This window comes from Haloferax sp. Atlit-10N (genome assembly GCF_003586325.1).
GTDB lineage: Archaea > Halobacteriota > Halobacteria > Halobacteriales > Haloferacaceae > Haloferax > Haloferax prahovense.
Genome location: NZ_PSYX01000008.1, coordinates 45,424 through 70,000, shown reverse-complemented (window position 1 = coordinate 70,000; position 24,577 = coordinate 45,424). Strand labels below are relative to the sequence as shown.

24 protein-coding genes and 2 pseudogenes are annotated in these 24,577 nt (G+C 56.4%); 5 read left to right on the top strand and 21 right to left on the bottom strand.

Annotated features, from left to right (window positions below):
• Positions 1–128 precede the first annotated feature (128 nt).
• Together C5B91_RS18320 and C5B91_RS18315 are read left to right on the top strand one after the other, a co-directional pair.
• Positions 129–488 carry a helix-turn-helix transcriptional regulator gene (locus C5B91_RS18320; RefSeq protein ID WP_004977720.1) on the top strand — a complete coding sequence of 120 codons (360 nt, stop codon included), beginning with the start codon at positions 129–131 and terminating at the stop codon, positions 486–488.
• Complete coding sequence (locus C5B91_RS18315) at positions 481–1,329, top strand: arsenite methyltransferase (RefSeq protein WP_115819465.1); 849 nt, start codon at positions 481–483, stop codon at positions 1,327–1,329. Before C5B91_RS18320 ends, C5B91_RS18315 begins: the two co-directional genes overlap by 8 nt.
• 468 nt (positions 1,330–1,797) lie before the next feature.
• Here the strand turns inward: C5B91_RS18315 and C5B91_RS18305 are convergent, their stop codons facing one another.
• From C5B91_RS18305 to C5B91_RS18290, 4 genes are all read right to left on the bottom strand, one after another.
• Positions 1,798–2,406: an HD family hydrolase gene (locus C5B91_RS18305; RefSeq protein ID WP_004977714.1), complete on the bottom strand. Its 609-nt coding sequence runs from the start codon at positions 2,404–2,406 to the stop codon at positions 1,798–1,800.
• Between the two features lie 223 nt (positions 2,407–2,629).
• The gene (locus C5B91_RS18300; RefSeq protein WP_115819464.1) at positions 2,630–3,559 is read right to left on the bottom strand and encodes an ArdC-like ssDNA-binding domain-containing protein; all 930 of its coding nucleotides are present in this window, start codon (positions 3,557–3,559) and stop codon (positions 2,630–2,632) included.
• A 73-nt stretch (positions 3,560–3,632) separates the two neighbouring features.
• Entirely contained in the window at positions 3,633–3,971 is a 339-nt protein-coding gene (locus tag C5B91_RS18295; protein ID WP_013035091.1) for a hypothetical protein, read from the bottom strand.
• A gap of 81 nt (positions 3,972–4,052) precedes the next feature.
• Positions 4,053–4,448: a hypothetical protein gene (locus C5B91_RS18290; protein WP_115819463.1), complete on the bottom strand. Its 396-nt coding sequence runs from the start codon at positions 4,446–4,448 to the stop codon at positions 4,053–4,055.
• Positions 4,449–4,861: 413 nt separating this feature from the next.
• Between C5B91_RS18290 and C5B91_RS18285 the strand changes: the two genes are divergently transcribed.
• Complete coding sequence (locus tag C5B91_RS18285) at positions 4,862–6,052, top strand: orc1/cdc6 family replication initiation protein (protein WP_115819462.1); 1,191 nt, start codon at positions 4,862–4,864, stop codon at positions 6,050–6,052.
• A 229-nt stretch (positions 6,053–6,281) separates the two neighbouring features.
• On the opposite strand, the gene C5B91_RS18275 is transcribed toward C5B91_RS18285, so the two are convergent.
• The 5 genes from C5B91_RS18275 to C5B91_RS18255 all read right to left on the bottom strand — a co-directional run bounded on the left by C5B91_RS18275 (position 6,282) and on the right by C5B91_RS18255 (position 9,356).
• Complete coding sequence (locus C5B91_RS18275) at positions 6,282–6,773, bottom strand: hypothetical protein (RefSeq protein ID WP_115819460.1); 492 nt, start codon at positions 6,771–6,773, stop codon at positions 6,282–6,284.
• A gap of 241 nt (positions 6,774–7,014) precedes the next feature.
• The gene (locus C5B91_RS18270) at positions 7,015–7,497 is read right to left on the bottom strand and encodes a hypothetical protein (RefSeq protein WP_115819459.1); all 483 of its coding nucleotides are present in this window, start codon (positions 7,495–7,497) and stop codon (positions 7,015–7,017) included.
• On the bottom strand, positions 7,490–8,179 hold the full coding sequence (locus C5B91_RS18265) for a nucleotidyltransferase domain-containing protein (protein ID WP_115819458.1): 690 nt from the start codon (positions 8,177–8,179) through the stop codon (positions 7,490–7,492). The genes C5B91_RS18270 and C5B91_RS18265 overlap by 8 nt, the downstream gene beginning before the upstream one ends.
• A 420-nt stretch (positions 8,180–8,599) precedes the next feature.
• On the bottom strand, positions 8,600–9,067 hold the full coding sequence (locus C5B91_RS18260) for a transcriptional regulator (RefSeq protein WP_004062178.1): 468 nt from the start codon (positions 9,065–9,067) through the stop codon (positions 8,600–8,602).
• Positions 9,048–9,356 carry a DUF6516 family protein gene (locus C5B91_RS18255; protein WP_049896049.1) on the bottom strand — a complete coding sequence of 103 codons (309 nt, stop codon included), beginning with the start codon at positions 9,354–9,356 and terminating at the stop codon, positions 9,048–9,050. Before C5B91_RS18255 ends, C5B91_RS18260 begins: the two co-directional genes overlap by 20 nt.
• Before the next feature lie 417 nt (positions 9,357–9,773).
• Between C5B91_RS18255 and C5B91_RS18250 the strand changes: the two genes are divergently transcribed.
• Positions 9,774–10,058: a PadR family transcriptional regulator gene (locus C5B91_RS18250; RefSeq protein WP_004062180.1), complete on the top strand. Its 285-nt coding sequence runs from the start codon at positions 9,774–9,776 to the stop codon at positions 10,056–10,058.
• 236 nt (positions 10,059–10,294) lie between these two features.
• Here the strand turns inward: C5B91_RS18250 and C5B91_RS18245 are convergent, their stop codons facing one another.
• The 4 genes and pseudogenes from C5B91_RS18245 to C5B91_RS18225 all read right to left on the bottom strand — a co-directional run bounded on the left by C5B91_RS18245 (position 10,295) and on the right by C5B91_RS18225 (position 14,692).
• Positions 10,295–10,684 (bottom strand): hypothetical protein, encoded by a 390-nt coding sequence (locus tag C5B91_RS18245; protein ID WP_004968161.1) that lies wholly within the window; start codon positions 10,682–10,684, stop codon positions 10,295–10,297.
• A 276-nt stretch (positions 10,685–10,960) separates the two neighbouring features.
• Complete coding sequence (locus tag C5B91_RS18240) at positions 10,961–12,115, bottom strand: PQQ-binding-like beta-propeller repeat protein (protein WP_115819457.1); 1,155 nt, start codon at positions 12,113–12,115, stop codon at positions 10,961–10,963.
• A 223-nt stretch (positions 12,116–12,338) separates the two neighbouring features.
• Positions 12,339–13,238, bottom strand: a complete 900-nt coding sequence (locus tag C5B91_RS18235; RefSeq protein WP_115819456.1) for an SOSS complex subunit B family protein — start codon at positions 13,236–13,238, stop codon at positions 12,339–12,341.
• A 1,074-nt stretch (positions 13,239–14,312) separates the two neighbouring features.
• Positions 14,313–14,692: pseudogene (locus C5B91_RS18225) on the bottom strand (hypothetical protein).
• A gap of 694 nt (positions 14,693–15,386) precedes the next feature.
• On the opposite strand from C5B91_RS18225, the gene C5B91_RS18215 reads away from it, so the two are divergent.
• Entirely contained in the window at positions 15,387–20,438 is a 5,052-nt protein-coding gene (locus C5B91_RS18215) for a DUF4011 domain-containing protein (RefSeq protein ID WP_115819454.1), read from the top strand.
• Positions 20,439–20,711: 273 nt separating this feature from the next.
• Here C5B91_RS18215 and C5B91_RS23095 read toward each other — a convergent pair.
• From C5B91_RS23095 to C5B91_RS18175, 8 genes and pseudogenes are all read right to left on the bottom strand, one after another.
• Positions 20,712–21,021 (bottom strand): annotated as a pseudogene (locus tag C5B91_RS23095) (hypothetical protein).
• Positions 21,018–21,383, bottom strand: a complete 366-nt coding sequence (locus C5B91_RS18205) for a MarR family transcriptional regulator (protein ID WP_115819453.1) — start codon at positions 21,381–21,383, stop codon at positions 21,018–21,020. Before C5B91_RS18205 ends, C5B91_RS23095 begins: the two are co-directional and overlap by 4 nt.
• An 84-nt stretch (positions 21,384–21,467) precedes the next feature.
• Entirely contained in the window at positions 21,468–21,794 is a 327-nt protein-coding gene (locus tag C5B91_RS18200; RefSeq protein ID WP_115819788.1) for a hypothetical protein, read from the bottom strand.
• Positions 21,794–22,084 (bottom strand): hypothetical protein, encoded by a 291-nt coding sequence (locus C5B91_RS18195; protein ID WP_115819452.1) that lies wholly within the window; start codon positions 22,082–22,084, stop codon positions 21,794–21,796. Before C5B91_RS18195 ends, C5B91_RS18200 begins: the two co-directional genes overlap by 1 nt.
• Before the next feature lie 73 nt (positions 22,085–22,157).
• Positions 22,158–22,703: a hypothetical protein gene (locus C5B91_RS18190; protein WP_115819451.1), complete on the bottom strand. Its 546-nt coding sequence runs from the start codon at positions 22,701–22,703 to the stop codon at positions 22,158–22,160.
• A 67-nt stretch (positions 22,704–22,770) separates the two neighbouring features.
• Positions 22,771–23,205, bottom strand: a complete 435-nt coding sequence (locus tag C5B91_RS23090; RefSeq protein WP_115819450.1) for a hypothetical protein — start codon at positions 23,203–23,205, stop codon at positions 22,771–22,773.
• A gap of 8 nt (positions 23,206–23,213) precedes the next feature.
• Positions 23,214–23,747, bottom strand: a complete 534-nt coding sequence (locus tag C5B91_RS18180) for a sugar-specific transcriptional regulator TrmB (protein WP_115819449.1) — start codon at positions 23,745–23,747, stop codon at positions 23,214–23,216.
• Positions 23,748–23,896: 149 nt separating this feature from the next.
• The gene (locus C5B91_RS18175; protein WP_115819787.1) at positions 23,897–24,328 is read right to left on the bottom strand and encodes a hypothetical protein; all 432 of its coding nucleotides are present in this window, start codon (positions 24,326–24,328) and stop codon (positions 23,897–23,899) included.
• Positions 24,329–24,577: the final 249 nt, after the last annotated feature.

Sequence of the window (24,577 nt, the reverse complement as noted above, 5' to 3'; positions counted from 1 at the left end):
GGAACTCTTCGGTTCGCTGGAACCCGTTGGACAGTACTCAACGTTCTCTCGGAGCGTCTCTGCGTGGAGCAGACGAGGGACTCGCCAGAGAAACATATTAGTAGTTCCTTGTATAAGCTATTGCTAATATGGTTCAGGATACTGTCGCCGACGGGGCCACAGGCGACGCCGATGCCTGCTGTACTCCACTTGGGGACGTCGATGCGGACGCGATGGCGATTGACCTCCAAGTTCTCTCCGCCATGGGGAATGACACGCGCTACGAGCTCCTCCGACGCATCGCGAACGCCGACGACGGCGTCTGCGTCTGCGATCTCGAAGCGGCGGTTGGCGTCAGCCAGAGCGCTGTCAGCCAGGCGCTCTCCCGGCTGTACGCTGCCGGTCTGGTCACGCGCCGAAAAGAAGGCTCCTGGCGGTACTACGAGCCGACCGAGACCACCGTGGCGCTGCTCGAAACGCTCGACGACCTGCGAGGCACCCATGAGTGACGACACCCAGACTGGCACGACAGCCGACGACCGCGATCCAGAGGCGACTCGCCAGTTGGTACGGGAACGCTACGCCGGAATCGCATCGAGCGACCAAGGCTGTTGTAGCGACGTCGGCCTCAATGTCGCGGGCGATAGTGGTTGCTGTGACGACGACAGTCAGTCCGAGAGCGAACGTCTCGGGTACGACGCCGATGACATCGCGTCGATCGCCGACGGTGCGGACCTCGGCCTCGGTTGTGGGAACCCGAAGGCGTTCGCCGCGATGACACCCGGCGAAACCGTCCTCGACCTCGGCTCCGGCGCGGGGTTCGACTGCTTCCTCGCCGCTCAGGAGGTCGGCGCGGACGGCCACGTCATCGGTGTCGACATGACTCCGGAGATGATCTCGAAGGCCCGCGAGAACGTCGCAAAGAACGACTCTCGGAACGTCGAGTTCCGTCTCGGTGAGATTACTCACCTCCCGGTCGCCGACGAGACCGTCGACGTCGTCATTTCGAACTGCGTCGTCAACCTCGAACCCGAGAAACAACGTGTCTTCGACGACGCGTATCGCGTCCTCAAGCCCGGCGGCCGCGTCGCCATCTCCGACGTTGTCCAGACCGCACCGTTCCCCGATGACGTTGCAATGGACCCCGACTCGCTTACGGGGTGTGTCGCCGGGGCCTCGACCATCGGAAAGCTCGAGAAGATGCTTGACCGCGCTGGCTTCGAGGCGGTCGAGATTGCACCCAAGGACGAGAGTACTGAGTTCATCAGCGACTGGGAGGCCGACCGCGACCTCGGCGAGTACCTCGTGTCGGCCACCATCGAAGCCCGGAAACCGACCTTCGACGACTGACCGGGGCGGCCGCACGTCACTAGTCGCCACATTGGAGCGAAGTGGCCTGTTGTTGCTGTTCGTGTGTGCAATCGCCGTCGGCTTCGTCGCGGGGTCGTATTGGCCGGTGGTCGATGGACATCCGCAAGAAGGCGAGCACGAACTGTACTGGGTCCGAAGGCGGTTCACGAGTTGCTCTTTGTCGGTCTAGCGTGTTACGGCGTGTTCTCGCTCATGTTCGTCGTAACGGTTACAGACCTTCTGCAGAAGATGGGCAGTATTGGTGTGGAGGATCTCGTGTGTACCGCTCTGTATGCGTACTCTGTGGACCGACGCGACGCGAGGTAAGCAAACCGGGTAAGCACAGCTGAAGCACGCGTCAAACCGGCAACACAGGGAATAGAACGATTGGGACTCCCTCTTCTGAACTTCCGAATCGCTCAATGTAGGTGCTACACCGACCAAGCGAGTTGCAACTGAAAGACGTATTCAGAGTTGGCAGGGTCGCCCGAGTTCTTGTTCGTACTGCGATTTAATTTGCTCGAACAGGTCTTGGCCGAGTTCTGTCCGGAAGCGAGGCGCGGCGGTCGCAAAGAACTCGTCCAAGTTCTCGAACTCGGCAAAGTGGTCGTTCGCCTCGGCTTCGTCGTACCGACCTTGGCGCTCGTACTTGAGCGCCTGGAGACAGTTATCGATCAGATCCATGTCTTTGACGAACTGTGCCGTCGGGGTGTCACGTGCTTCGTACTCCTCCCAGAGCGTCAGCAGTTCGGTGTCGAAGGGTCCGACGAGATCGGTTACTGCGCTCCGTTCAGCTGCTTCCTTTTCAGACGTGGGGATGGTCTGGCGTCCGTCTTCCGCGCGGGTTGCGATATCGCCCGTTCGAGCTTCGCCGAGGTCGTGAATGAGTGCCATCGTCACTGCTTTCTGAGGGTCAACGTCTTCCTGCTCGGCATAGAGCAGACAAAGCGACGCTGTCCCCCACGTGTGGGCCGCGACCGATTCAGGCGAGTCGATATTCCGAAGCACCCATCCCGTCCGAAGTTCGTCCTTCAACTCGAACCATTCGAGCAAGGAGTCGAGTTCGTTGGTCATCATATCGTGGAGAAGGGAAGTGGCCAGTTCAACTCATCGAGACTATTCCACCGGGGCGCCGACATTCAATCAGTAAATCCGCAGGAGCAGTGTGCCGAGTAATTCACCGCTGACCTGCGAAAACAACACCTGTGAAGTATCCTATGAGACTCTCTGTTACAGACAGAACTACGTCTGACAAAGAGGCATCAACAAAGGCCGACAACTGAACCACAGATAAGAGATCTCAGACCGCTTCGAGTGTTGAGAGAATCTCTTCAGCCGTCCCGCTCATCCGACCCAGTCGCTCTTGCAGCACGTCTGTCTCCTCGCCCTGCCACGCCGCGAGATAGAACGCCGACCCACTCGTGTCTAAGCCGAGGTATCGACCGACAACGTACGCGACGGCCTCAGCTTCGACCTCGCGTTTCGCCCGCTCGGTCGCGTCAGTAATGTCGAAATGCAGAATCGCGTGGACGTACTCGTGGATGATCGTCGACGCGAGGTCGGCACGGTTCGGACGATCCTTCACTTCCACGAGCGGGGTGAGATCTTGGACGCTCCGTGACTGGCAGACACCCTTCGCCTCACCATGTCGCCAGTCATCGGGATCGACGATGCGGATGGTCACGCCGAGGTCCGACGCGATGTTAGTGAGGTCATCGACGAGCGTGTCACACTCGCCGGTCGCCGCCGTATCCAGCTTTGGGAGTGGTTCGCCCTCGGTCTGCGAAATGTCGAAAACCGGTGCAGGCTTGAAGCCCACGAGGCCCTCCGACCACTCTTCGGGTGGCGTCTCGTCGTACTCACACTCGCTGTTTTCGTGATAGCTCGATGCGTTCCCACACTCGGGGCATTGGGTCGTGATGATCGGCGCCCAGATCCAGATCGCCGACTCGCCTTCCTGGACGTGTCGGTCGAACTCTTCTTGCCACGTCCGGTAGCCAGCAATCTTCGTCGCCTCAGGGCATTGGAGGGTGATGAGGAGTGTATTGCGGTGGGAGTAGTCGTGGAATCGGCTCTGGATGTCCAGCCATTCTTGGAACTGCTCGCTCGCCCGAGCGTCGTCGACGTCGTCAGCGAGGTCAGCAAGCCACTGTTCGATCGTGCGATGCATTTCATCGTGTCGCGTGTCGGTCTCGTCGAACGACACCGACGGAGAACTCGTTGTTGCCATTGGTTTCAGTTCTAACACGTCTCTCTAGGACGCGCCGCACCCCTCTGGGGCGCACAAAAAACAGCGGGGCGAACTACTGGTCGGTGTCCTCGCACTCGAGGCTCCGAAGGTACTGTCGACACTCGCCGAACAGGCCGCTTGCAGTCGATTCACCGGTTGTGAGGTGGCGAACCCACTCAATCGCCCAGCAGTACACGGGATCGGACTCACCTGTGCCGTGGATGTACCACCAGCGAGCGGCTTTGAGCACAACGAGCGGATTCGTCGGCGGTTGTTCACTCAGAAGGTCCCACGAAATCGACTCGATTTCATCGGGAACGTCGGCTCGGGTGAACTCCGAACGATGCACGAGGTCGAGGTCGACCGGAACCTGATCGATTGACACGTCTGACTCTGTTTGTTGGTGACTCATGGAAATCACGTCACACGGACTGTGTCTTCAGCCCGCACCCATCACGGGCGCAAAAAATAACGACGGGTCTCCCGACCGACGCTATGCGAGGTGCGACACTTCCTCCGGTTCGGATTCGTCAGCGAACTCGTTGCGCTCGACTGGTGTCCAGTCTTCGGTCGTGGTTGGTGCCCACCAATCGACGTGGTAGTCACCGGGCGCACCGAGAATCTTAACGCATGCTTCGTCGTCGGGAAGCGGCCGGCGAAGTTTTTCGTCAACGTGGAGATTCCACGTCGTCGTCGCGTCGAATGTGATGATGACCGCCTCATCGTAGCCACGCGACTCAGGCGCCTCACGGCACGTCACGCTGGTATTGCACTCTGTGCAGAACACTCCCTCAAACGGAATGTGCGTGAACGCTTCCGTGCCACACACCGGACACCACAAAAACTCGAACAGCGCCTCGTCGTGGCGGCACACACGCTCAAGACTCATCAGATGCTCACCACCTTAGCGAGCATCGTGGGCAAGTGGTGGGGAAAACGAGACAACTCAGCTGCCAGCGTTGGAATCGACATCTGTTACTGCGCCTCCGCCCCTTCGGGCGGCGCAAAAACAACGCCGTAGTGTAGACCTGCTGAACGCTCAATAGTGCTGAATGAGACACATCAGAGGGGTTGCGAGCTCGTGAATACAATCGTGGAAGTGGGAGGGTGAGAGTACGTTTCGTCTGTCTGCCACACTACGCTGGAAGGTACAAGAGGACGATAGAGAGAGTACATTTCGTCTGTCTTCCTCTAGTGAATGAGGAGTAGTGCTCCGATTTTAGCCCGATGCGACACTCCATGAGAAGACAGACGAGACAAACGAAACAAGGTTTTATTACTCAAACACTCACACAATATGTTATGTCGGGCCCATTTAGTGACCTTGAGGACACTATTTTCTCCGATAAGAGTGTCCTCACCGAAGATTATCAACCAGAAGAAATTCTCGAACGAGACGAAGAGATCGAAGAGTACCGATACGCCTTGCAGGATGTTCTGTTCGGGAGAGCTCCAGAAAACATCATGCTCTACGGGAAAGCCGGACTCGGAAAGACGGCTGTTACGACGTACATGATGAACGCTCTCAAAGCGGAAGCAGAGGAGCGAAAACAAGCAGACGACCTCTACATTCACGAGTTAAACTGCAACGGCAAGACGTTGTTCGTAGTCGTTAGGCAGCTTGTGAATAGTTTGCTCCCAGAAAACGCGAGTGAGTTTCCAAAGCGTGGTCTCGGGACTAGCGACGCGTTCGAAGAACTCTACCGGCAACTCGACCGAGTCGGTGGGACGCACTTCTTGGTGTTCGATGAGATTGATCACCTCGACGATGTGAACACACTCCTCTATGAGCTCCCACGGGCCTCATCCAACGGGCATATCACGAACTCTCAGGTTGGTGTTATCGGGATTAGCAACAACTACACGTTTAGACAGTCACTTTCGTCGAAGGTCAAAGACACGCTGATGGAAAACGAGATCTCGTTCAGCCCATACAATGCGGACGAACTGCAAACGATTCTCCGTGACCGCGCTGACCGAGCGTTCGTTGACGGCGCGTGTGATCGGTCGGCCATCGCCATGGCGTCTGCAATCTCTGCAAAGGATATGGGAAATGCGCGACAGGCGATTGACCTTCTCCGAGTCGGTGCAAAGGTCGCCGAAAAAAATGAAGACGAGAAAGTAGAAGACAACCACATCGAGAGCGCGAAAGAACTCGTTCAACGTGGGCGGTTGAGTAACCGAGTCCGTGATCAGACGGACCATGCACAGTATATTCTTGAAACAATTGCACATCTCGAACAGAAGAAAAAGACTCCCGCTCGCTCGAAGGAGATTAAAACGTACTACGAGCAAGTCACGAAAGAGTGGGGTTCAGAACCTCTTACGACGCTAAAGAGTATTCAAGATCACCTCTCTGACCTCCATATGCTTGGCTTCTTGCAGCGGTCTGAACAGAATGACGGTGAGAGAGGTGGCCGCCGCTATGAGTATGAGCTTGACCTCGACCCACAGATAATCATCGACGCCCGCAAAGAGGTTGAATCCAAGTGAGACGTCGCATGCGGTGAGACAGACGAAATGTACTCTCACTCTCCGTCGCGCCGTAGCCGACGCTCCCACCGAACACAGCCCACTCGTCAGTCACCACACCGCTGGACAGCGACGTGTACTTGACGCGATGGCGATAGTTGTCAGCCGCGTCGTCGACGACGATTCGAACAGCGGTACCACGATCAGAAAGCGGTTCTCTCAGGAGTGCCATTGGCCACAGCCTCCAAAGTCAGTAATGGACATCAGCGGGAACGATCCACAGATGGTCGTTCGACCCGACGAGCTGCTCAAGTCGCTCGCGGTGCCGAACCCCGTCAGCGAACTCGTCGTAGAGGTACACCGCCGGCCCACGGTACGCCCCGAGATTGTGGCACGCATGTCTGACGAGGTCCTCATCGCGCATAATCGCCGCGGCGTCAAGGTCGTCAACGCCCTCTCGAACACGCTCAAGATTCCGCTCGAACTCGCGTGTCGTCGCCTGCCACCCGCGCTCGAGGAGTTCCTGGCCGTCTTCTGAGTCAACGGGCACTGCAACCGGGAGGTCACCCCACCGGGCGCTGCCGGCGACCGTTGTTGAGTCGTCATCGAACGTCACATAGTAGTCGAACACCGCCTCGGCGTGCGGGGCAGCACCCGCCAGTTGGTCGAAGACGTCAGCGGCCCGCGAGAGGGCTTGGTCTGTTGTCGATGCAGTCACGAGTGCGTAGATTATCTGGTGCATTCGTCGTTACCTCGCCAACTCAGGAGTCGATGTCTGTCCGACCCCCTGCGCCGGCGCCCATCGCCGGCGCAATAAAATACGCGCTCAGTCAGCGAGACTAACCAACTGTGAGTAGTGTTCTGGCCCCGGCCCCATCCATGACTCCGGAGAGATACTGAAACGGTGGTGGGTGTCCCGTGAGTCTATGAAATCGTCCCTCAGAATCCAAAGCAGAATTCCTGAACCGGTGGTATCCCCCTACTTAGCAAATGCACTCGTATTTCTTTGTGGATTGGTTCACTACGTATTCGTGTGTCTCTCGTGCGAGTTCGAACAGTTTCTCCGCACGGCTTTTTGAAGCAAGCCCATCCTGATAGTAGGTTTTGGCGCGGTGATTCCGCCAGAGGTCCTGGAGATTCTCAGCGACATGGTGCGAGATAATACCGCGTCTCGCCGCTTCTGTATACACACCTGGATGTGTACCGGGGAGGTCACGAGGTTCGAGACCTCCCTCGAGCAGTTTGAATTCAATCACACGCTCAATCGCGACGAACGACGCCTCAATCACGAGTGTGTAGAAGCCCTGTTCTAGAAGCACCGTCGCACCAGCGAGGAGACGACATGACTTCCGCAACTGAAGGATATCTGCTTCGTTCGTCTCAAGTCCAGATTCAATCGTACTAGGACGATGGTCGAATGCGGCTTGCACTTCATCAACGAGCGTCTCGATTCGAGTACTACTCATCGGTCATCACCGCCGTCCGGACATGTTGGAACTCCGCGTCACCATAGACGGTGACACCGTCGCGAAAGATCTCGTGGAGTTTCTCGCTCGCTCGAAGTGCGCTTGCTTCGGACTCGACAAACGGTTCAAACGTGTAGCGGTCGCCGTCGAACCGTTCTTCGCCCAAGTCAGCGGCCACCGTCGAGATGACGCGTCGCGCGATAGTCCGGTCACCCTCAACGAGCACAAAGACGTCAATGTCGCTTTTGCGGTCGGCTTCACCACGGGCGACACTGCCAAAGACGAGAATGCCGAGTACGTTCGTGACTGCATCTGTCTGTTCGATTGCGGCGTTAACCCGTTCAACGAACGCTCGAACCGGTGCGTGATACTCAACTTGTGGAATCCCGAGAACAGGGTCGTCTTTCTGCAGTCGAGCGGGGTTGATCGAGACGTACTTGCGCTGTGTTGTCTGTCGAACCTGTACGATATCAAGAGCTTCAAGGAACTCAACTGCTCGCCAAACTGTCGACCGACTCCGGTCTGTTATCTCACTCAATTCTTTGAGTGTGAACTCGGACTGGTGTGCATCAATGAGGTGGCGTACCACGTCATCGGCCGCACGCAACCGAAACACTCCCGTGTCGCCACGTGGATCAACTGGCAAACAGATATTTATCCCTTGTTCTGTATTCTCGGACACTATCTGATTTTATGCAACAGCTTATAATAAATCTGTGCGTCAACCCTCTGCAAAGGGACTTACTCCAACAGTCCGCCCCCATAGCGCGGTGTTCGACACACGGAGCACCGCCAGACAGGCTCTCCAGCCCACGCTGCGGATGGGCTGTCGTCGCGTGAGTCGAACCGATGCGGTGTCTGCTCACCACAGGACTGACAGCGGAGCCGTTGCCGTGTTGGCGAGGCTGACGACGACTGTGACGGCGAGACATCAACAGACGCTCGCCGAAGCGCAATCGCCGGGACAATCCACGTCTCCGAGTCCGAGAGCAACCGTTCACGACGGGAGTCCTCAGTAATCTGCGTCCCAGCAGCGTCGTACCACCGGGAGCACCAAGAAGGTTTCAACAGGTTCAAGAAAATCGTAACCGCGAATCTCCGGCTACGCTGATGCGGGCGACGAAGACCCCTCATCACGCGGCAGACCGAACTCAACCTCAATCCGGACCGTATCGTAGGGGACGTACGGCTTCTTTGCGCGACCATCCTTCTCGAAGTGGACGATGTCGTACTCGGCTAGTAGGTGTAGATCGTCGTGCACATCGTGGACGTCGCGCTCCAAGCGACTAGCCAGTGCGCGGATACTCTCGGGCGGGCGTTCCATCACCTCTTCGAGGAGTTCCATCCGCCGGTCAGTTAGCAGTTGGCGGAGCCGCGTCCGATCCTCGAAGTTGACGACATGCGGTACCTCTTCACCCTGCTCCCACCGTTCGGCCCGCTCAAGAGCCGCCGCCTGTGCCTGTTCTGCTGGGAGCGACGTGATACGGAGAGTCGAAGGGTACTCGACCTCGTCCGGGTCGGGAGTGAATTCGTCGTGCGTCGGTTCAGTATCAGTTGGTTCGTTGCTCATAGATCTCGTTCACCTCGGTTTGGAAATCGTTGACTAGGTCGGACAGCCCTGTGAACTCCAACTTCGTGATGTCGCCCTCGGGTGTATGTCGGTGGTGTCGACCAACATCCAAGTGGTACGGCGAGTTATCATACCGCAGGAGTGTGTCGCCGTCAGCGTCCATGTACTGAAAGCTGTATTTCAGTCCCTGCGGGAAGTCTTCGCTTGAGGGAACCTGCCACGCGACCATCTCATACCGACTTCCATCTGGCTTCTCGTTTTCGTCCCGGTACACAACCCTTGCAGGCATCGTTCTCCTATGTTGTGGTACAACCCCAACAATGTTAAAGCTTAGCGTTTGGGACGTCCCCCAACAGTCAGATTCCGTACACTCAGCACCGCTTTGAGCTTTTTTAGCGATAGTACTTCGTCCGTACCCTTTCTTTGAACGGTATTCAACGCCATCTCACGCGGTGCTTAACTCTCGTGTGGGAAAGTTCGTCTCAAGCCCGTTTTCAATCGCAGCAGGACGTGGCCGAATGCTACTTGCACCTCACCAACGAGCGTCTTCGTTCAGTCGAAGTTCCACGGCCGGGTCACGGGAGGGCGGCATACCGCGTCGTGGCTGTATCTTCCGATATAAACGTTCGTCCAGCGAGGTCACTCTGAAACCCGGCCGATGGCCAACAAATGTATATGTATTCTTAAACTAGCTACGGACAGCAAAATGTACGACTTGACCGGGTTCCAACGCGACCTGCTGTACGTTACCGCTGGCTTGGACGAGCCACACGGCCTCGCAATCAAAGACCAACTCGAGGACTACTACGAAACCGAGATCCACCACGGCCGGCTGTATCCCAATCTCGATACACTCGTCGAGAAGGGACTGCTCGACAAAGGCGAAAAGGACCGCCGAACGAACGTCTACGCGATCACAGCCAGAGGTCGCCGAGAAATCGAAGCCCGTGACGACTGGGAACAACAGTATACAAGCGAACTCACCACCTAACTGTACGAGACGAGTGACTGTTTTCGTCGACTGTCCGTACGAGTGAGACTAGCGTCTCCTATTACGTTGGATCGACCCCGTTGAAATCCTCAGACTGTGACAGGAAGTGCGTGCAACATACAGAGAGTGAAGCCAGCATTCGAGAGTATAGATAGGTTACATCTCGGGAATTGAGACCGACAGAAGCAAGGAAGAAGCTCGACTCTCACACCGTTCACATTCTTGGGTACAGAAGACTACTCGCGCTCTTCGATGACGATCTTCCGGGCCTCAGCTACGATACCTTGAGTCTCCGCAAATGCCTCTGCGTCTAAAGCGACAGCTGCACCGACCCCATCTCGGAGGACGAAGTTCATCTCGATGACGTTCTCGAAGCACTGGACCAAGCACGTCAATTCGCCGTGGTCCTCTGCAAACGTGTCCTTGTAGACCGGTGCAGTCAACGAGTCCAGCCGTGACTCGTCAACCGCTTTTTTAATGTCGTCCTCTGTGTATCGGACAGCCACGTCATCTCGCAAGTAAACGACGTCGTGACTGTCTTGGTTGTACTTCACGATGCTCCGAAGATTGCCGTTTGTCCTTTCCTCGAAATATTCTTCGAGCCGAGACGCCATCTTGGTAGCCATTGTCAGTATGTTGTCTGTGAAGAATCATATAACCACGGTCAAATCCACCTCAATTCGCTAATTTAGCGGAATCAATGGCTGGGTTGCTAGTTGTCTGGGCCACTGTAAGGTGTGGCAGTTGCGTGACCGACTTGCGCCCTCTATTCAGCACGCCTTCGACAAACCATCAGGGGCTTAGGATTTCAACAGAGCCCACTAGACTTAGATCGTCGACTTTACCCGACACGATGAAACCCGTGGTGAACTGTGAGTCCAGTATAGAGTCGGTGTTGTTCATCAACCGAATGCGTACATACCACCCAAGCGGCTCCCGATATAGAGACGCCGGTTAACGACAGCTGGCGACCCTGTGATCTCAGTACCGGTGTCGAATGACCACATCAGCTTACCTGTCCGTGCATGGAGTTCGTATACGTACCTGTCGTAGCCGCCGAAATACACACGGTTTTGGACAACAGCAGGCGACGAGACAATTCCTTGAATCGGGTGGTCACCAACGCTGAAGGCCCATTGTTCTTCACCAGTCGCTCGATCAAGTGCAAGTAGTTGGTTGTTGGTAGAGCCAAGATAGATGAGTCGATCAGAAATCGCTGGCGAGTTGGAGATTGTCCCGACATAGACACGCCAGCGTTCTGTTCCATCGACTGCGTCGTAGGTCGCGAGATACGGCCAGCCACCAACATACACAATCCCATCGACGAGGACAATGTGTCGTGGAGAGTACGGAACAGGATGAGACCACTCGACCACGCCAGTTGCTGCGTCGAGCCGAGAGATCCGTGAATTAGACCCCCCGAAGAAAATACCCCCATCACTCATCGCAAGTGATGTGATTCCAAAGCCGGTGTCGAGACTCCAGATAGGAGTCCCGTCAGCTGCTGAAACCGCGTGAATAACCCCATTCGCGTCACTAAAATACACCACCCCATCAGCAACAACTGAATCATGATTAAGTATCGCACCAGCATCGTAGCGCCAGCGTTCACTGCCAGTGGTGCTATCGAATGCATAGAAGATATGCTCCCAATCGCCAATATAGACAACTCCGTTGGCTACCGTTGGTCTTGAGGGACCGATTCGCCCGTTGGTCGGACTGTTCCAGACGGTACTCCCGTCCTCGGCATCATAGGCGAAGAGGCCTTTCGCGGCTGTCCCGTGATACAGCAGTTCTCCGGCGACGGCTGGACTGCTCGAGAATGATCCGTCAGTCGTTTCCCATACTTTTGTGAGTTTGCCTGTGGGACGTCTCCCGTGCGGGTTGTATCCGGACCGCCCATTGTCAAACTGGAACGTTGGCCATGACGGCTCTGCTGGCGCACGAGCAGTAACGGGGCGACCCGCGCGGAGAGCTGCAGTTCCAATCGCAAATGAGGTCCCGAAAATTCGGAGTGCCTGTCGTCGATTCAGCCCTTGTTGGTTCCCCCGAAGCATGCTAGTCGGTGGAGAGACAGGGTAATAGTCATGATAGTGATACCCCAGTTTAACAGTCACTTTCATTGGTGAATATCGAAGGCACCAATCCCCACCGTGACGTCAAAAAGAGTTCTAGAGGTCGTGGCTGCGCGCGCAGCGTCTGCGAGCACGGAGCGGAGGGTGGGGCGGTGGGGTCTGGGTCGGCCCGGCCACCAACAAAAAAGAGGGCTGCCTCGCGCCGTTAGGCGTCCCACCAAGCGTCGCGCTCGGGGAACATCACGGTCGTCCACCCCGTCAGGGCAATCGAGACGCGCCCGTCGTACCAGTTCCGCGCTGCCCCGTGAATCCGCACGCGTTCACCCTCGCGAATCCACGGCACGTCCGAGGCTTTCCAACTCGTCAGCTTCACCTGCCCGCTTTCGTCTTCGAGGAGCCCCGCTTGCTGAATCGCCGGCGACTCTGACTCCCACATCGTCGTCAGCGTCCCTTCAACACACACCTCGCGTCGCGACACACCCTCCAGTTTCCCGATCGGCACCATCGTCCCCGGTGCACCTTCGAGTTCCTCGAACACGCTCACTGCCGCCGACATCATGTCCTTGCCACCCAACACCGCCACGCTCAGCCGCCGACTGATCGCCGCTCGCGACCAGCCATCCAGCTTCTCCGCTAACCGTTTTGCCTGAGAGTTCACCGCGCCCAACTGTGCTTGGGTCAGCTCCGTCCGGGGATCTGCCCGGTCGGGGTCAGCCATCGGATTCACACTCGCCGCCCGCTTCTGGAACTGCCGCCGTCGCGCAGCGCTCCGCTCGGCCGCAATCATCCGCGACCGCGCCTCACGACCCTCTTGCGAGCCCAGTTCCGCACGGGCACTAATCCGTTCGAGTTCAGCTTCCCGCGCTCGAATGCGCTCTTCTTGGGCCAACGTCACGCCGTCGATCCGCTCGTCGCTCGTGTCTGCGATCCCATCTGGGTGGTTCGCATCCACCTTTGCTTGGATTTCCTGTTGCACCGTCGCCTGAAACTGCGGCGTCTCGTCGACAACCTCGAAGCCGTCTTCGTCGACTGTCGTCTCATCCGCTTGCTCGAACGCCTGTTCAGCCACCGAAACTACCTTGCGATTGGAGTTGTTACTAGACATTGTAGTTCCTGAAGGCGCTAACGCGCCGACTCCCGCGACCTCACTCGCGGGATTCTCACGAACCAACACTTGAGCCACGGCTCCGACGTCGACCGATGACGCCGTCACCGAGGTGCCCGCGCCGCGCCTTCACGCCGGACCCTGTCCGGCGCGGCGCGACACCGACGGCACCCCCACAGACGAGTGCGGGGGGTGAACCTCGAGGTGAGCGCGCGGTCACCACCATATACCCAACCGGTCACCGCGGGTCGGCGCCGCGCCGACGCCCGTCCGTCGGCAGACGCAACGGCAGCGGTCGCGGCGCCGAGGCGGCACGGCCGGGGGGTATACGGTGGTGAACGGCGTCGCATACGGCCACAGCGAGGCCGCAGAGAGCGAGGACCCGCTGGAACAGCACCGCGCCCGGACCCGCACGAGCCTGTCCCGTCCGTCGCAGACGCAACGGAAACGCCTCGTGCGGCAGCCCGGTGCGGGCTGGACGCCCGCGGACCCACAGCTCGTCGCGGCCGAGTTTGAGCGCACGCCCGGCAGGCCGCACAGCCAGCCCTGAGTGAGCCCCGGACCGTGGCATATTGGGGGTGAGCACGGCGAGCCCCCAATAGCCACCGCAGCCCGGGCGAACGAGGGGTGAGGGCAAGTGCCCGAACGGCGAGCAGCCCGCCCGGACCGCGCAAGCGGCCACGTCTGAACCAGCCGGCCGGCGGCGCGACCGCATCGAGGGAGCGCCGCCGCAACGGCTGGTGAAGATGCAGCCACCCCGGTCTCGGTCACGGCCCGGTCGCGGGCCGAGCGCTCGCAGGCCCGCCCTCGGGGCTGACCGGTATCGGGTGGCTGCACTTGGCCCGACCCGGCCCCGCGACCGTGCCCCGTCCGTCGCAGACGCAACGGCAGCGCGAAACGCCCGGGCCCGGCAGGAACGGACTGCCCGCCGGAGTGCGCACAACCCGAGCAGTCGCCCCCCAAACGTACCGACACAACTCACCTCCCAAACACGTGCAGACGACTGATTTGATTCTCCTAGCCGGTCGTCAAGAACGTCGGAAACGTGGGGTCCGTTTAGGAGGGACGAAAACGCTACTCGTCGATCGGGTCGGAGGAATTGAGGTTTGCATACAGAACCTCGCCGTCGCGAATGACGTACCGCTTGGCCAGCACGGGGAAGCGACATTTCGTGAATCCGTCCGTCTGAATATCGAGTTCCTCGTCGACTTCGAGGTAGCCGGCGAACTTTCGCAAGAATTCGTGGGTCACAATGCCGCTCTCGTAGTCCAGGAGGCCGTTCTCGCGCGCTTCGTACACTTCGAAGTCGTCGTATCCCCAATGGTGAATTCACCGTCGCTGGTGACTTCCCAATTGAGTGTTCCGAAGAAATAGATCTCACAGAGTTCGCGGACTGCCTGCGGATCTGATACAATCGCGTCGGCCAACGTCGTCGCAGCTTGCAGTGTGGCCATATCTTAGTCTCTCGGGGTTGCCCCCGAACCCCTGTCGGGGGCGGTAAACCAACGCGAGAGGTGCCTTGCTAGCCGTGGTTGACGACTCTAGTTAGGAGTCTGCGTGGATGTTCGCCCTGGCTCTGGTCCAGTCGCGTGAGAAGGCTCACTTCTTCTAGGAGGTCTCTCGCGGTCTCGACTCGCTCTTGATCCGCGGCGTCAAATCGGTCGAGGTTGAGTCGATTGAGATTGCTGAGGACACGATGCCTCCGGTAGCCTTGCTTGGACTTTTGGTCCATAGGAAGTGCCTCACCGCTTATCGGCGTGGATAGACTCATTTCATGACCGTCGTTAGACTGGTAGGAGGTTACGTTATTAACCAACATAAGTAATCTATCTGTCTTGTGTTGGTTAAGGCGGCACGAGGTCTTTTCTATCAAACTGACAAGCGACCTAGCAGTCAGCCATCAAGCAAGACCTCCGTTAATAGGCGAACAAGACACAGAAGGTTGCGTTCCCGTTTACTTACTATTCTGTAGTTCTACTACATCCGCTGCAAAAACGCGAGTTAGAACAAAGCGACTTAACTACCTCCCCCAAACTTCAGCCCGCTTTAATTGTGCAGTACCCTGCCAAAGAGTAGTCGAAGAGAGAACGACTTCGGCAAAGACATATATACTGACTGTACTTTCCTTACAACCTACTCAAAACACACATGAGTGAAAAAACGTCTTTTTCTTGTGACGAATGTCAACGCACACTTCCTGCGTGGATGGAACACGAGGAGATAGGGGTCTGTGCTCAGTGCGCCGACGAAAATGAATTTTCTGGAAGTGACGATAGTAGTCAACTCGAAGTGTCCACAAAAACCGACGAAGAAACAGATACAGACACAGTTAGTGAGTCACTCTTAGCTACACCAACAGACGGCAGTACCACTTCTGAGGACCGCACGGGTGGTAAGAACGCGACAGATGAGACGCAGTCGGACACATCAACAGGGGGCCACATCCTTGATCCAATGTGGGATACGACTATCGATACATCTGATATCGAGAATGCTACCGAGGAGACAAGCAGGTCCGAAACAAAGTCAGGTACTGATGCCGATCCGTTGGACCGGAAGATCGACAGTTGGAAGCAACAACTACTGGACCTGACGAGGCGCAGTAACTTAGTCAACTTCTCTGCTACAAAGACTAAATCGCTACCGTTTCACCGTGCTAACCCACTCACAGTTGCAGACAGTCTCTTTGAGCGAAACCCACTCTATATTCGTCGGTCAAAAAAAGAAGAGGAGGGTGGGTCCCCAGCAGATCCGGCGGATCTCAAGTCTGATGAAGTCTCGTCTATTCGAGCAAATGGCGCAACTGAGAGCTCACTAAACAATATTCGACTCCATGGAAAACGATTCCTCCGGGAGCGGGGTGTTGACTCGTTATTTCTTGCGCTCGGGACGCTTCGATGGTACGATGTCGACCATAGTGACTCCGAGCTTCGAACTCCGCTTTTCCTTGTTCAAGTCACCCTGAGCGAAGAAACAAACCGAAATCCAGAACGCCACGATTACGAAATCACGAGTGAAGATGCCGAGATACAGGTTAACCCGGCACTTAGAAAGCTTCTTAGCGCAGAACGCGGGATTCAACTCTCACCAGATAAGGCCTTCTCAATCGGTGAGTTAGAAACTGCATTCGCATATATTGAGGACGTCATTAGTGGATTTGACAGATGGCGTATCGCGCCTGAGGTGATCCTCGGAATCTTTGATTTCTCAAAATTCGGTCTCTATACCGATCTCGAAGAGAACCGTGACGCAATTAAAAGCGACCCATTAGTCGAAGCAATAAATGGGGATCCATCTGCACTTCCCGAACCAGCACCCAGTCCGGGCGCCAGCCAACTAGACAGCCAAGTCCCACCAGCAGACACCTATCAAGTACTGGATGCAGACTCCAGCCAACAAGAAGCGATCGAAGCAGCCAAACGAGGTGTGAGCTTCGTCCTACAAGGTCCACCAGGAACCGGAAAGAGCCAAACGATTTCCAATATCATCGCGGAAAAAATGGCGGCTGGTGAGACGGTCCTGTTCGTGAGTGAAAAGCAGGCTGCCCTTAATGTCGTGAAAGATCGATTAGATAATAACGACCTAGGACGGTTCTGCTTAGAAGCCCATGGCGAAAAAGCCAGCAAGAAGCAAGTCCTCGAGGATCTCAGCCGAGAATTAACTGCTGACCCACTCCAGCACCCCAGTGAACGTAGTGCGGCTATGACAAAACTCGAGGACACCAGGCGGACGCTGAACCAATACAAGGAAAAACTATTCTACCAACCGCCAGAGCAGGATATTACCCCATACGAAGCGTTTGGAATTGTCTCAAAGCGCGATACTTATCCGCGAATCGATAGCTCATTTGGAGATCCGACAAGCTACAGTCAGTCCGAGATCCAGTCACTTGAGGAGCAACTGGCGTCACTAGCATCCTATGAACACGAGTTCAACCGCGATGGTAACCATCTATGGCAGTACGCCACCATTGAAAGTTGGAGAATTGATACATCTGAGTCTGTCGAAGCGACGCTCAGAGACACGGCAACAGCCATCGAGAATCTGCAGGAAATACGGACAGATGCTGAAGCTGTTCTTGGAACTTCACTATCGTCGATATCTGACCTACGAGATGCAAGCGAACTAATAGACCTACTAGCAGATGTTCCTGAGGTGGAACTCTCGGAGAGACATCTTGAGAAGGAGTTTTACGCGCGTAGAGACCGCCTCCGAGAGTTAGCAACTCACAGTCAAGAGATAGCGGAAGCCCGGTCGGAACTTATCAAACACTACGATGATTCGTTCTTCAGTACCAATGCCTCCGAACTCAATAGTGAGTTGAGCAAGTATGGGATCCTACGATACGTTAGCCCGTCTTATCGACGGCTGAAGAAGCAGATTTTATCTCACGCTGTCGAGGACTATAGTCCGACAATCAAGGACTTGCGCGCTGATACGAAGCGCCTGATGGAGATTAACGCACTCACGGAGGAGCTCAACGAATACGATGGCCTGACGTCCCAGTTAGGACATCTGTACGATGGTCACACTTCAGATTGGGACACCATCGTTGCTATCCAAGAATGGGTGGCTACCGTCGCTAATAACGATCTTGTCGACACCGAAGAACTGAATGATCTCGTCCTTGAGTCCGAAGAGGTTGAAATTCAACGCTTCAACGACAGACTGACCAAGGCAATCGTACGTTGGGAGAATACCATTCCCGATCTTGAAGAGATCTTTGATCTTTCCAAGGTTCACATTAATGGCACAACTATCGATACTGCAGTTCTCGAAGAGGTCTCTGCTTGGATTGAAGAGCGCCAGCACAACGTTGATGCCCTACAATCTTGGATACAGTATAAAGCCAAGCGTAACGAGGTTCTTGACGGAGCAGCAGGCAAATTCTTGAAGATCTACCTCGCTGAGGACCGCGCTGCAAGCGACTTAGTCGATACCTTCAAGCGGAATTTCTATACTGAGTGGCTGAACGCCGTCTACGCTGAGACGGGGCTCGATTCGTTTAGTGCGACGGAGTACAACGATTTAGTTGATGAATTCCGCCAACTAGATCAACAACAACGAGAGTACGCGAAAGCGGAAATCCAACACCGCGTGACGAACCGGCGTCCACAGATGGAACTCCAGCATGCTGGTAGTTCCGAACAAGTCACACTCCGCCGTGAGGTCCAAAAAAGTAGGCGGCATATGCCACTCCGTGAACTCTTTGAGGAGGCTTCCACACTCATCACAAAACTCAAGCCATGTTTCATGATGAGTCCCCTCTCAGTCGCCCAGTACGTCCGACATGGGTCCATCAAATTTGATACGGTCATTTTCGATGAAGCCTCCCAAATAATGCCTCAGGACGCTATTAGTAGCATTATCCGTGGTGAGCAAGTTATCGTCGCAGGGGACAGTAAACAACTGCCACCAACATCGTTCTTCCAAACTGACGTCGAGAATGCAGACGGTGTCCGCGAGGACTTAGAAAGTATTCTCGATGAGGCGTCAACGGTCCTCCCGGAGAAACAGTTACTCTGGCACTACCGGAGTCGGACGAACGAACTTATTGAGTTCTCGAATGCAAAGTACTACAACGGCGCCCTACGGACGTTTCCGGATAATAATACTAGCGACGCGATGGGTGTCGACTTCGAATATGTCGAGGATGGGTTGTATGACCGAGGGGGATCCAGCACGAATCAGCCAGAAGCAGACCGTGTCCTTGAACTAATTCAGCAACACATCAAGGAGCGTCCAGGAAAGAGTCTCGGTATCGTCGCGTTCAGTTCGAAGCAAGCACAAGCCATACGAGATACAATAGAAGAAGTACGCGACCAGAACCCAGAACTAGATGCATTCGTCGCTGAAGATGATGCACTTGAAGGCTTCTTCGTGAAGCCACTAGAGAACGTACAAGGTGACGAGCGGGACGTTCTTATCTTCAGTATCGGTTATGGGCCAGATGAGGCCGGTAAAATATCGATGAACTTTGGTCCACTCAACCAAACGGGCGGTGCTCGCCGGCTAAACGTCGCTATCACACGCGCCAAAGAATACATCCAAGTTGTATCCTCACTCCAACCGGGCGATATCGACTTACAGCGTACTGACAAAGGTGGTGTCGAGGATTTCAAACACTATCTCGAATATGCTAAACACGGTGAGAAAGCTCTCACGCGTTCGGATTCAGAAAACCAGTTCCTGCAGTTCGACTCTGAGTTCGAAGAAGCAGTCTACACAGCACTTGAGAAACGTGGACTTGATGTCTCCACACAAGTACAAAGCTCAGGGTACAGTATCGACCTTGCAATCAGACACCCAGAGAAACCAGGGAAGTATGTACTCGGAATCGAATGTGACGGCGCTGCCTATCACTCCTCAAAAACTGCGCGTGACCGTGATCGGACTCGGCAAGCAGTACTAGAGGACCTCGGCTGGAATATCCACCGTATTTGGTCGCCAGATTGGGCGTCGAACAAGAGCCGTGAAATTGACACGATTGAATCAAAAGTCGCAGATCTTGTTGAGGGAAATATAACTGCTGATGGGGGGACAGCGGTTGGAGAGGTTCAGAAAATCGAAGTCGACATCATCCCCGAAGACGAACGTGGCGGGATCCAAGACCACATCACGGAATGGCAAGAACCGCAAGTTGCAACTCGTGGGGACAAATCACTAAATGAGGTTCCCAATGAGCATATTGGGAACGGACTCGTTAGTGTCGTGGATGAGTTCGGGCCAGAACCGCGCGAGAAAATCTTCCGCACAACGATTGCCCGGTGGAATATTTCGCGACTTGGGAAGAACATTCGAAAGAGACTTATTGGGTTTCTTGGTAGTCTCTCCCGAGAAAATTCGGTTTACACCCAAGATGGATTCGTCTGGCCAGGAGAACGACCAGGCTCAATTGAAGTGCGAACGAATAGTGAGACTGCGAGTCGGTCTGCCGATGAGATTCCTCTTGAGGAGTTGGCGAAGGCCGGGTATCTAATACTCAAAGCAGGGAACCGGATGACTCGAGAAGATCTCGTACTCGAAATTGCGCGCTTGTATAATTACCAGCGAACAGGCTCAAATATTAAGAATCGGATCAATGACGCAGTTGATGTGCTTATCGACGAAGGAGGAGCACAGTTCGACGAAACTGGGAACCGAATTGGGTTCGTGGACACCGATATTGACCAGCAACTCCTAAATCGGATTTACCGGTAAACGGTCAAAGGTGATTAAGTCCTTAACCTGTTAGTGTGCTAAGTGTAGCGCAATCAGGTGATAAAGTTCGACTCCAAGGAATGCTAGCTTAGTAGACTGGGCAATGTTTGATCTCAGTTAGGCGCTCTCCTACCTAAGGTGAATAATGTGTATCCGGGTGACCCGTGCGCAGGGCACCCGCACGGTCGAGCAGCCGCTCACAAGCCCTGTCGACAGATGCGTGCGCGGGATTGCCAGTTCGTTCTTCGATGTCGTACACGGTCTCGTGATCGGTCAGCCCTCGGTCGGTGATTCGAGATACGCTTCGAGTGCGTCGACGACGGTCTGGACGAACGACTCGTCGAGGCGGCCCTGCCGTCGAACATCACGGCGTGCTTCGGCGACGCGACGGCCCACGGCGAGGCGTAGCTCTGCCTCGGCATCCCACTCACGACCCAGTCAGCGTCGTCGTTAGTGTGACCGTCATATACCCCTCGTCACCGAACGGGTGCGTGTCGTTGTTGAGGATCAGCCACGGACGCGGGTTCTCTCCCGACTTGAACGGGTCCGGCCCCCAGACGACATCCCCGCGCTGATAGCTCATTTAGTCGCCTCGTCCTCGTCGTCGACGGCGTGCTCCAACCACTCGTCCATGTCCTCCTCACCGAAGCGGTCGTTGGCTGCTCGCGTACTCTCGAGCATGCTGGCGTACGCGGCGACGTCATCGACCTCACCGAGCGCCCAGTAGGTGCCCTTGTGCCGGACAAGCCCTCGGTCTTCGAGCCGAGAGAGGACGACACTGATGCTCCCTGATTTGACGTCAGTTGAGTCGCGAATCTCGCTCTGCGTGAACGCCTGATCGGGATGCGCAGCGAGGAACCGCATCACGCGGTCTGCGTTCGTCTCTCCGGAGTGCTGAAGGCGGTCTTCGGGGGAGGACTCGAAGGTCTCGATGTCGATGGGCATGTGTATTCCTTTGTCAGTGAATGTATTAGATGTATCGACATATCTCAACGTGGTGGTGCCTGCGACCATCGGGTGAGAAGCCAGCTACTGCTCAACTATGTGCTCCTCGAGGTCGCGCGTCCAGTACGTCGCAAGGCCACCCGGACTACAGCGGGCGCACAACTGCAACGGGCCTTCCAGATGCCCGAGTTCGACCCGGAACCGGGTGAGCGCCGCGAGCGTGTCGACGACCAGTCCACAGCCGTCACAGGCGACGTGGTCACGCTCGTCGGGGTCTGACTCTGTCTGGATCGCGCAGTCAACGCAGATCGGGTGGGTGGCCCGTTCGTCCTGTCCCCAGGTGTGCGCCTCGCCAGTCTCGGTGCCGGGTGGGGCGTCACAGAAGGCACAGCCGGCGAGGGTTTGCTGCATCATTCGCCCTCCCCGTCGGCGTCGCGGCCGGCCGTCCAGCCACCGTGAAAGACGGCAAGCTGCGTCGTCGAGTCGAAGGCTGTGCCACTCGGTTCGTGAACGAGGACGCGGTCCTCGGGAATCGGAGTGACGACGGCCGCGTCGACGAGGTCATTGACCAGGCGCTGGGCCGTCGCGTCGTCGACGTCCGCCGTGTCGACGCTGGTGGCGTCGCGGTCCTGGGCGAGTTGTTCTTTCTCGAACTGTTCGTAGTCGCAACTCGTGTCGTCGTGAGGATCGGGACCAGGCATGGTGAGTCACGCAGCGCACGCTATTGCGCGCTGCACGCCTCCTGGCGCAAATAAACAGTCAGGGCCGACAGTATCAGTCCGGTCGCGGGTCGCGATAGCCGATGACGGCGACGTCGTCGATGAACAGGATACCCTTCATGAAGTCGAGCTTGGTCAGGCTGTGCTGGTAGAGGTTGTCGGACCCTCGGTAGTTCACCGGCACGACCAAGCATCCGAACTCGATCTTCGGCCGGCCGCCCTTCTTGGTGCGGTAGCCTTTCTGGAACTTGAGCAGGTCGTCGCTGATGTTCTTCCGCTCACTCTTCTCGACCTCGATGGCAATACGCTCGTCAGCGTTGTACAGATCGACGCTGTAGTTGAACCCCAGATGCGACCAGAGCTTGCAGTTTGGGTTGTAGCCGCCGGCGGCGTCTCCCTCGTACTCGTACCGTGGTAGTGCCTCAGCAATCGAAGCATCAAATGCCCCGATCTCTTTGTGCTTTGCCGTATCCTCGAAGACACTCGTTGAAACAGCTTCGACGGCTGACCGGATCGCTTCCAATGTGTCGTCCGGAAACGTCTCCGAAGAGGTCTGTGAGCGCCGGTCGCTCAGGCGGGTGACGTGCTCAATGGCGACCATTCTACCTACTCATTCACAATGGGGTGACAAAGTCGTTCGCGATACAGGCTCACCTGTGGGACATCCCTTACTCACTCCACAGGGCAGCTATCCGGTCTTCAATTTCGTCGAGGACGAGCCGAAGCACATCGCGATGGTCGGTCGGCCACGAAGCGTCGTCGCCGGGGGTAGGAGCAGCCGGTGCAGGGTGGAAATGGTCTCGGGTATTGTGGGGGTTTGGGTGGCGATCCCACCGACATTCCCAGGAGCGGTCTGACTGAACCTCCCGGTAGTGAATTTTGAAGTCGTCGTTCGTGTACCAGCGAACAGCCAGCGTCGCCTCCTCGACGGAGTCTGGATAGTACGATGGTGTGAGTGTCACACGAAGTTCGAGATGGCCGCCCGCGTCGGTGATGCGTGCTGTTGCGACCTGATCCGTTGCTTGTAGACGTGTCTGTAGGAACTCGAGTATCGGGCGATCGATAGGTGCGGGGCTTCCGCCGTCCCCTGTTGGCGGCACCATCGATGTGGCTACCCGGATACCTGTTCGGTCTCAGTGCTCGCGCGTTGCTGACGGGCACGTTCGTAACGTGTTCGCTCGTTCCGAGCGGTCGCCCAGTCGCCGAGGTCACCGTACACGTCATCGATTGTCCGGTTGTCGCTCGATTCTGCAGCGGCGACGGCGTTAACGGCCGCTGGCGTCGGGGCACCATACGTGTCCTCGTACTCCTCGATCCGCGAGCTCAGTTCCCGAACGCGCTGCTGGAGGTCTTCGACGGAGTGGTCGGCCGCGAGCTGGTTGATTCGCCGCCACTCGAAGTAGGCGTCGTTGCGCTCGTACGTGGCCGGATGGCTATTGTGGCGCGTGACGATACTGAGTTCACTGAACCAGCCCAGATATTTCCGAGCCGTTTTCGGGTCACAGTCGGCAACGTCGGCGATGGCGCTTGCTGTCGTCGGCTCGCGAGTCTGGAGAATGGTCCCGTAGATGCGTTGCTCAACGTCGTCGCCACGAAACGCATCCTCGAAAGAGGGCGGGCCGCCTGGGGACTCGCTGTTAGACATACTCGTTCTTGCGTGGCACAGGATATAGTTCTTGCTTCGAGGAATAGTTTCCCGACTTTGTGCGGGGCGGAATTCACAAGCTTACCACAATCTTAACCAACAGACGTTATTCTCCTGTGCTATTGTTGGTTAAGGCGTCAGTCCTGAATTCACAGCTCCGGAACTGGCATCACCTGGAATTTGTCTTGATCATCGACGACGCCATGCTGACCCACACCACTGCCCAGTGACGACCGCTGTGTGAGTCGGTTGACCAACTCCTCACGAACCGCTTCACGGCTGACTATGGTTTCGTGCCAGCCGAGACGCTCGTCGAAATACCGCTTCTGGAATTGCTCGCCGACGTCGTCGACGGCAATGAACTGTGTCCGCTTCACGCCTGCTACGCTCGTCGAGACGAACTCGGCTCCGACGTCTTCGTGGGTGAGTTCGACGAGTGCGCACTCGACAACTGAGACGATGCCAGTCGGACTTCTGCCGTGCGGGAGCGTCAGTTCGAGATCTGTCCACGGTTCGTCGCTCGGTTGTTCAGTATGCTCGCTATGAAGTCGTGATCGCTGTTGCTCGTAGTCGGAAGACATGGTTGTTGAGTAGGTGCCTACGACAGCCTCCTCACCCCTCTCGGGGGTGACAAACTCCACCGCGGATCGCACCCTCATCTAATGAGTTGATTCTGATATGTTTACGAGAGACGCTCGTCGTTTGATGGCCCTTCGGCCGGAGAGAGCCAGCGGCGTTTGCACTCGTGTACCCTAGCCTTCCTTTGGATGATTTTGGAGGTGCAGAGAGAGTTGAAACGGCCTTAGATTTAGCAAGAGGCCCGTCGGGCA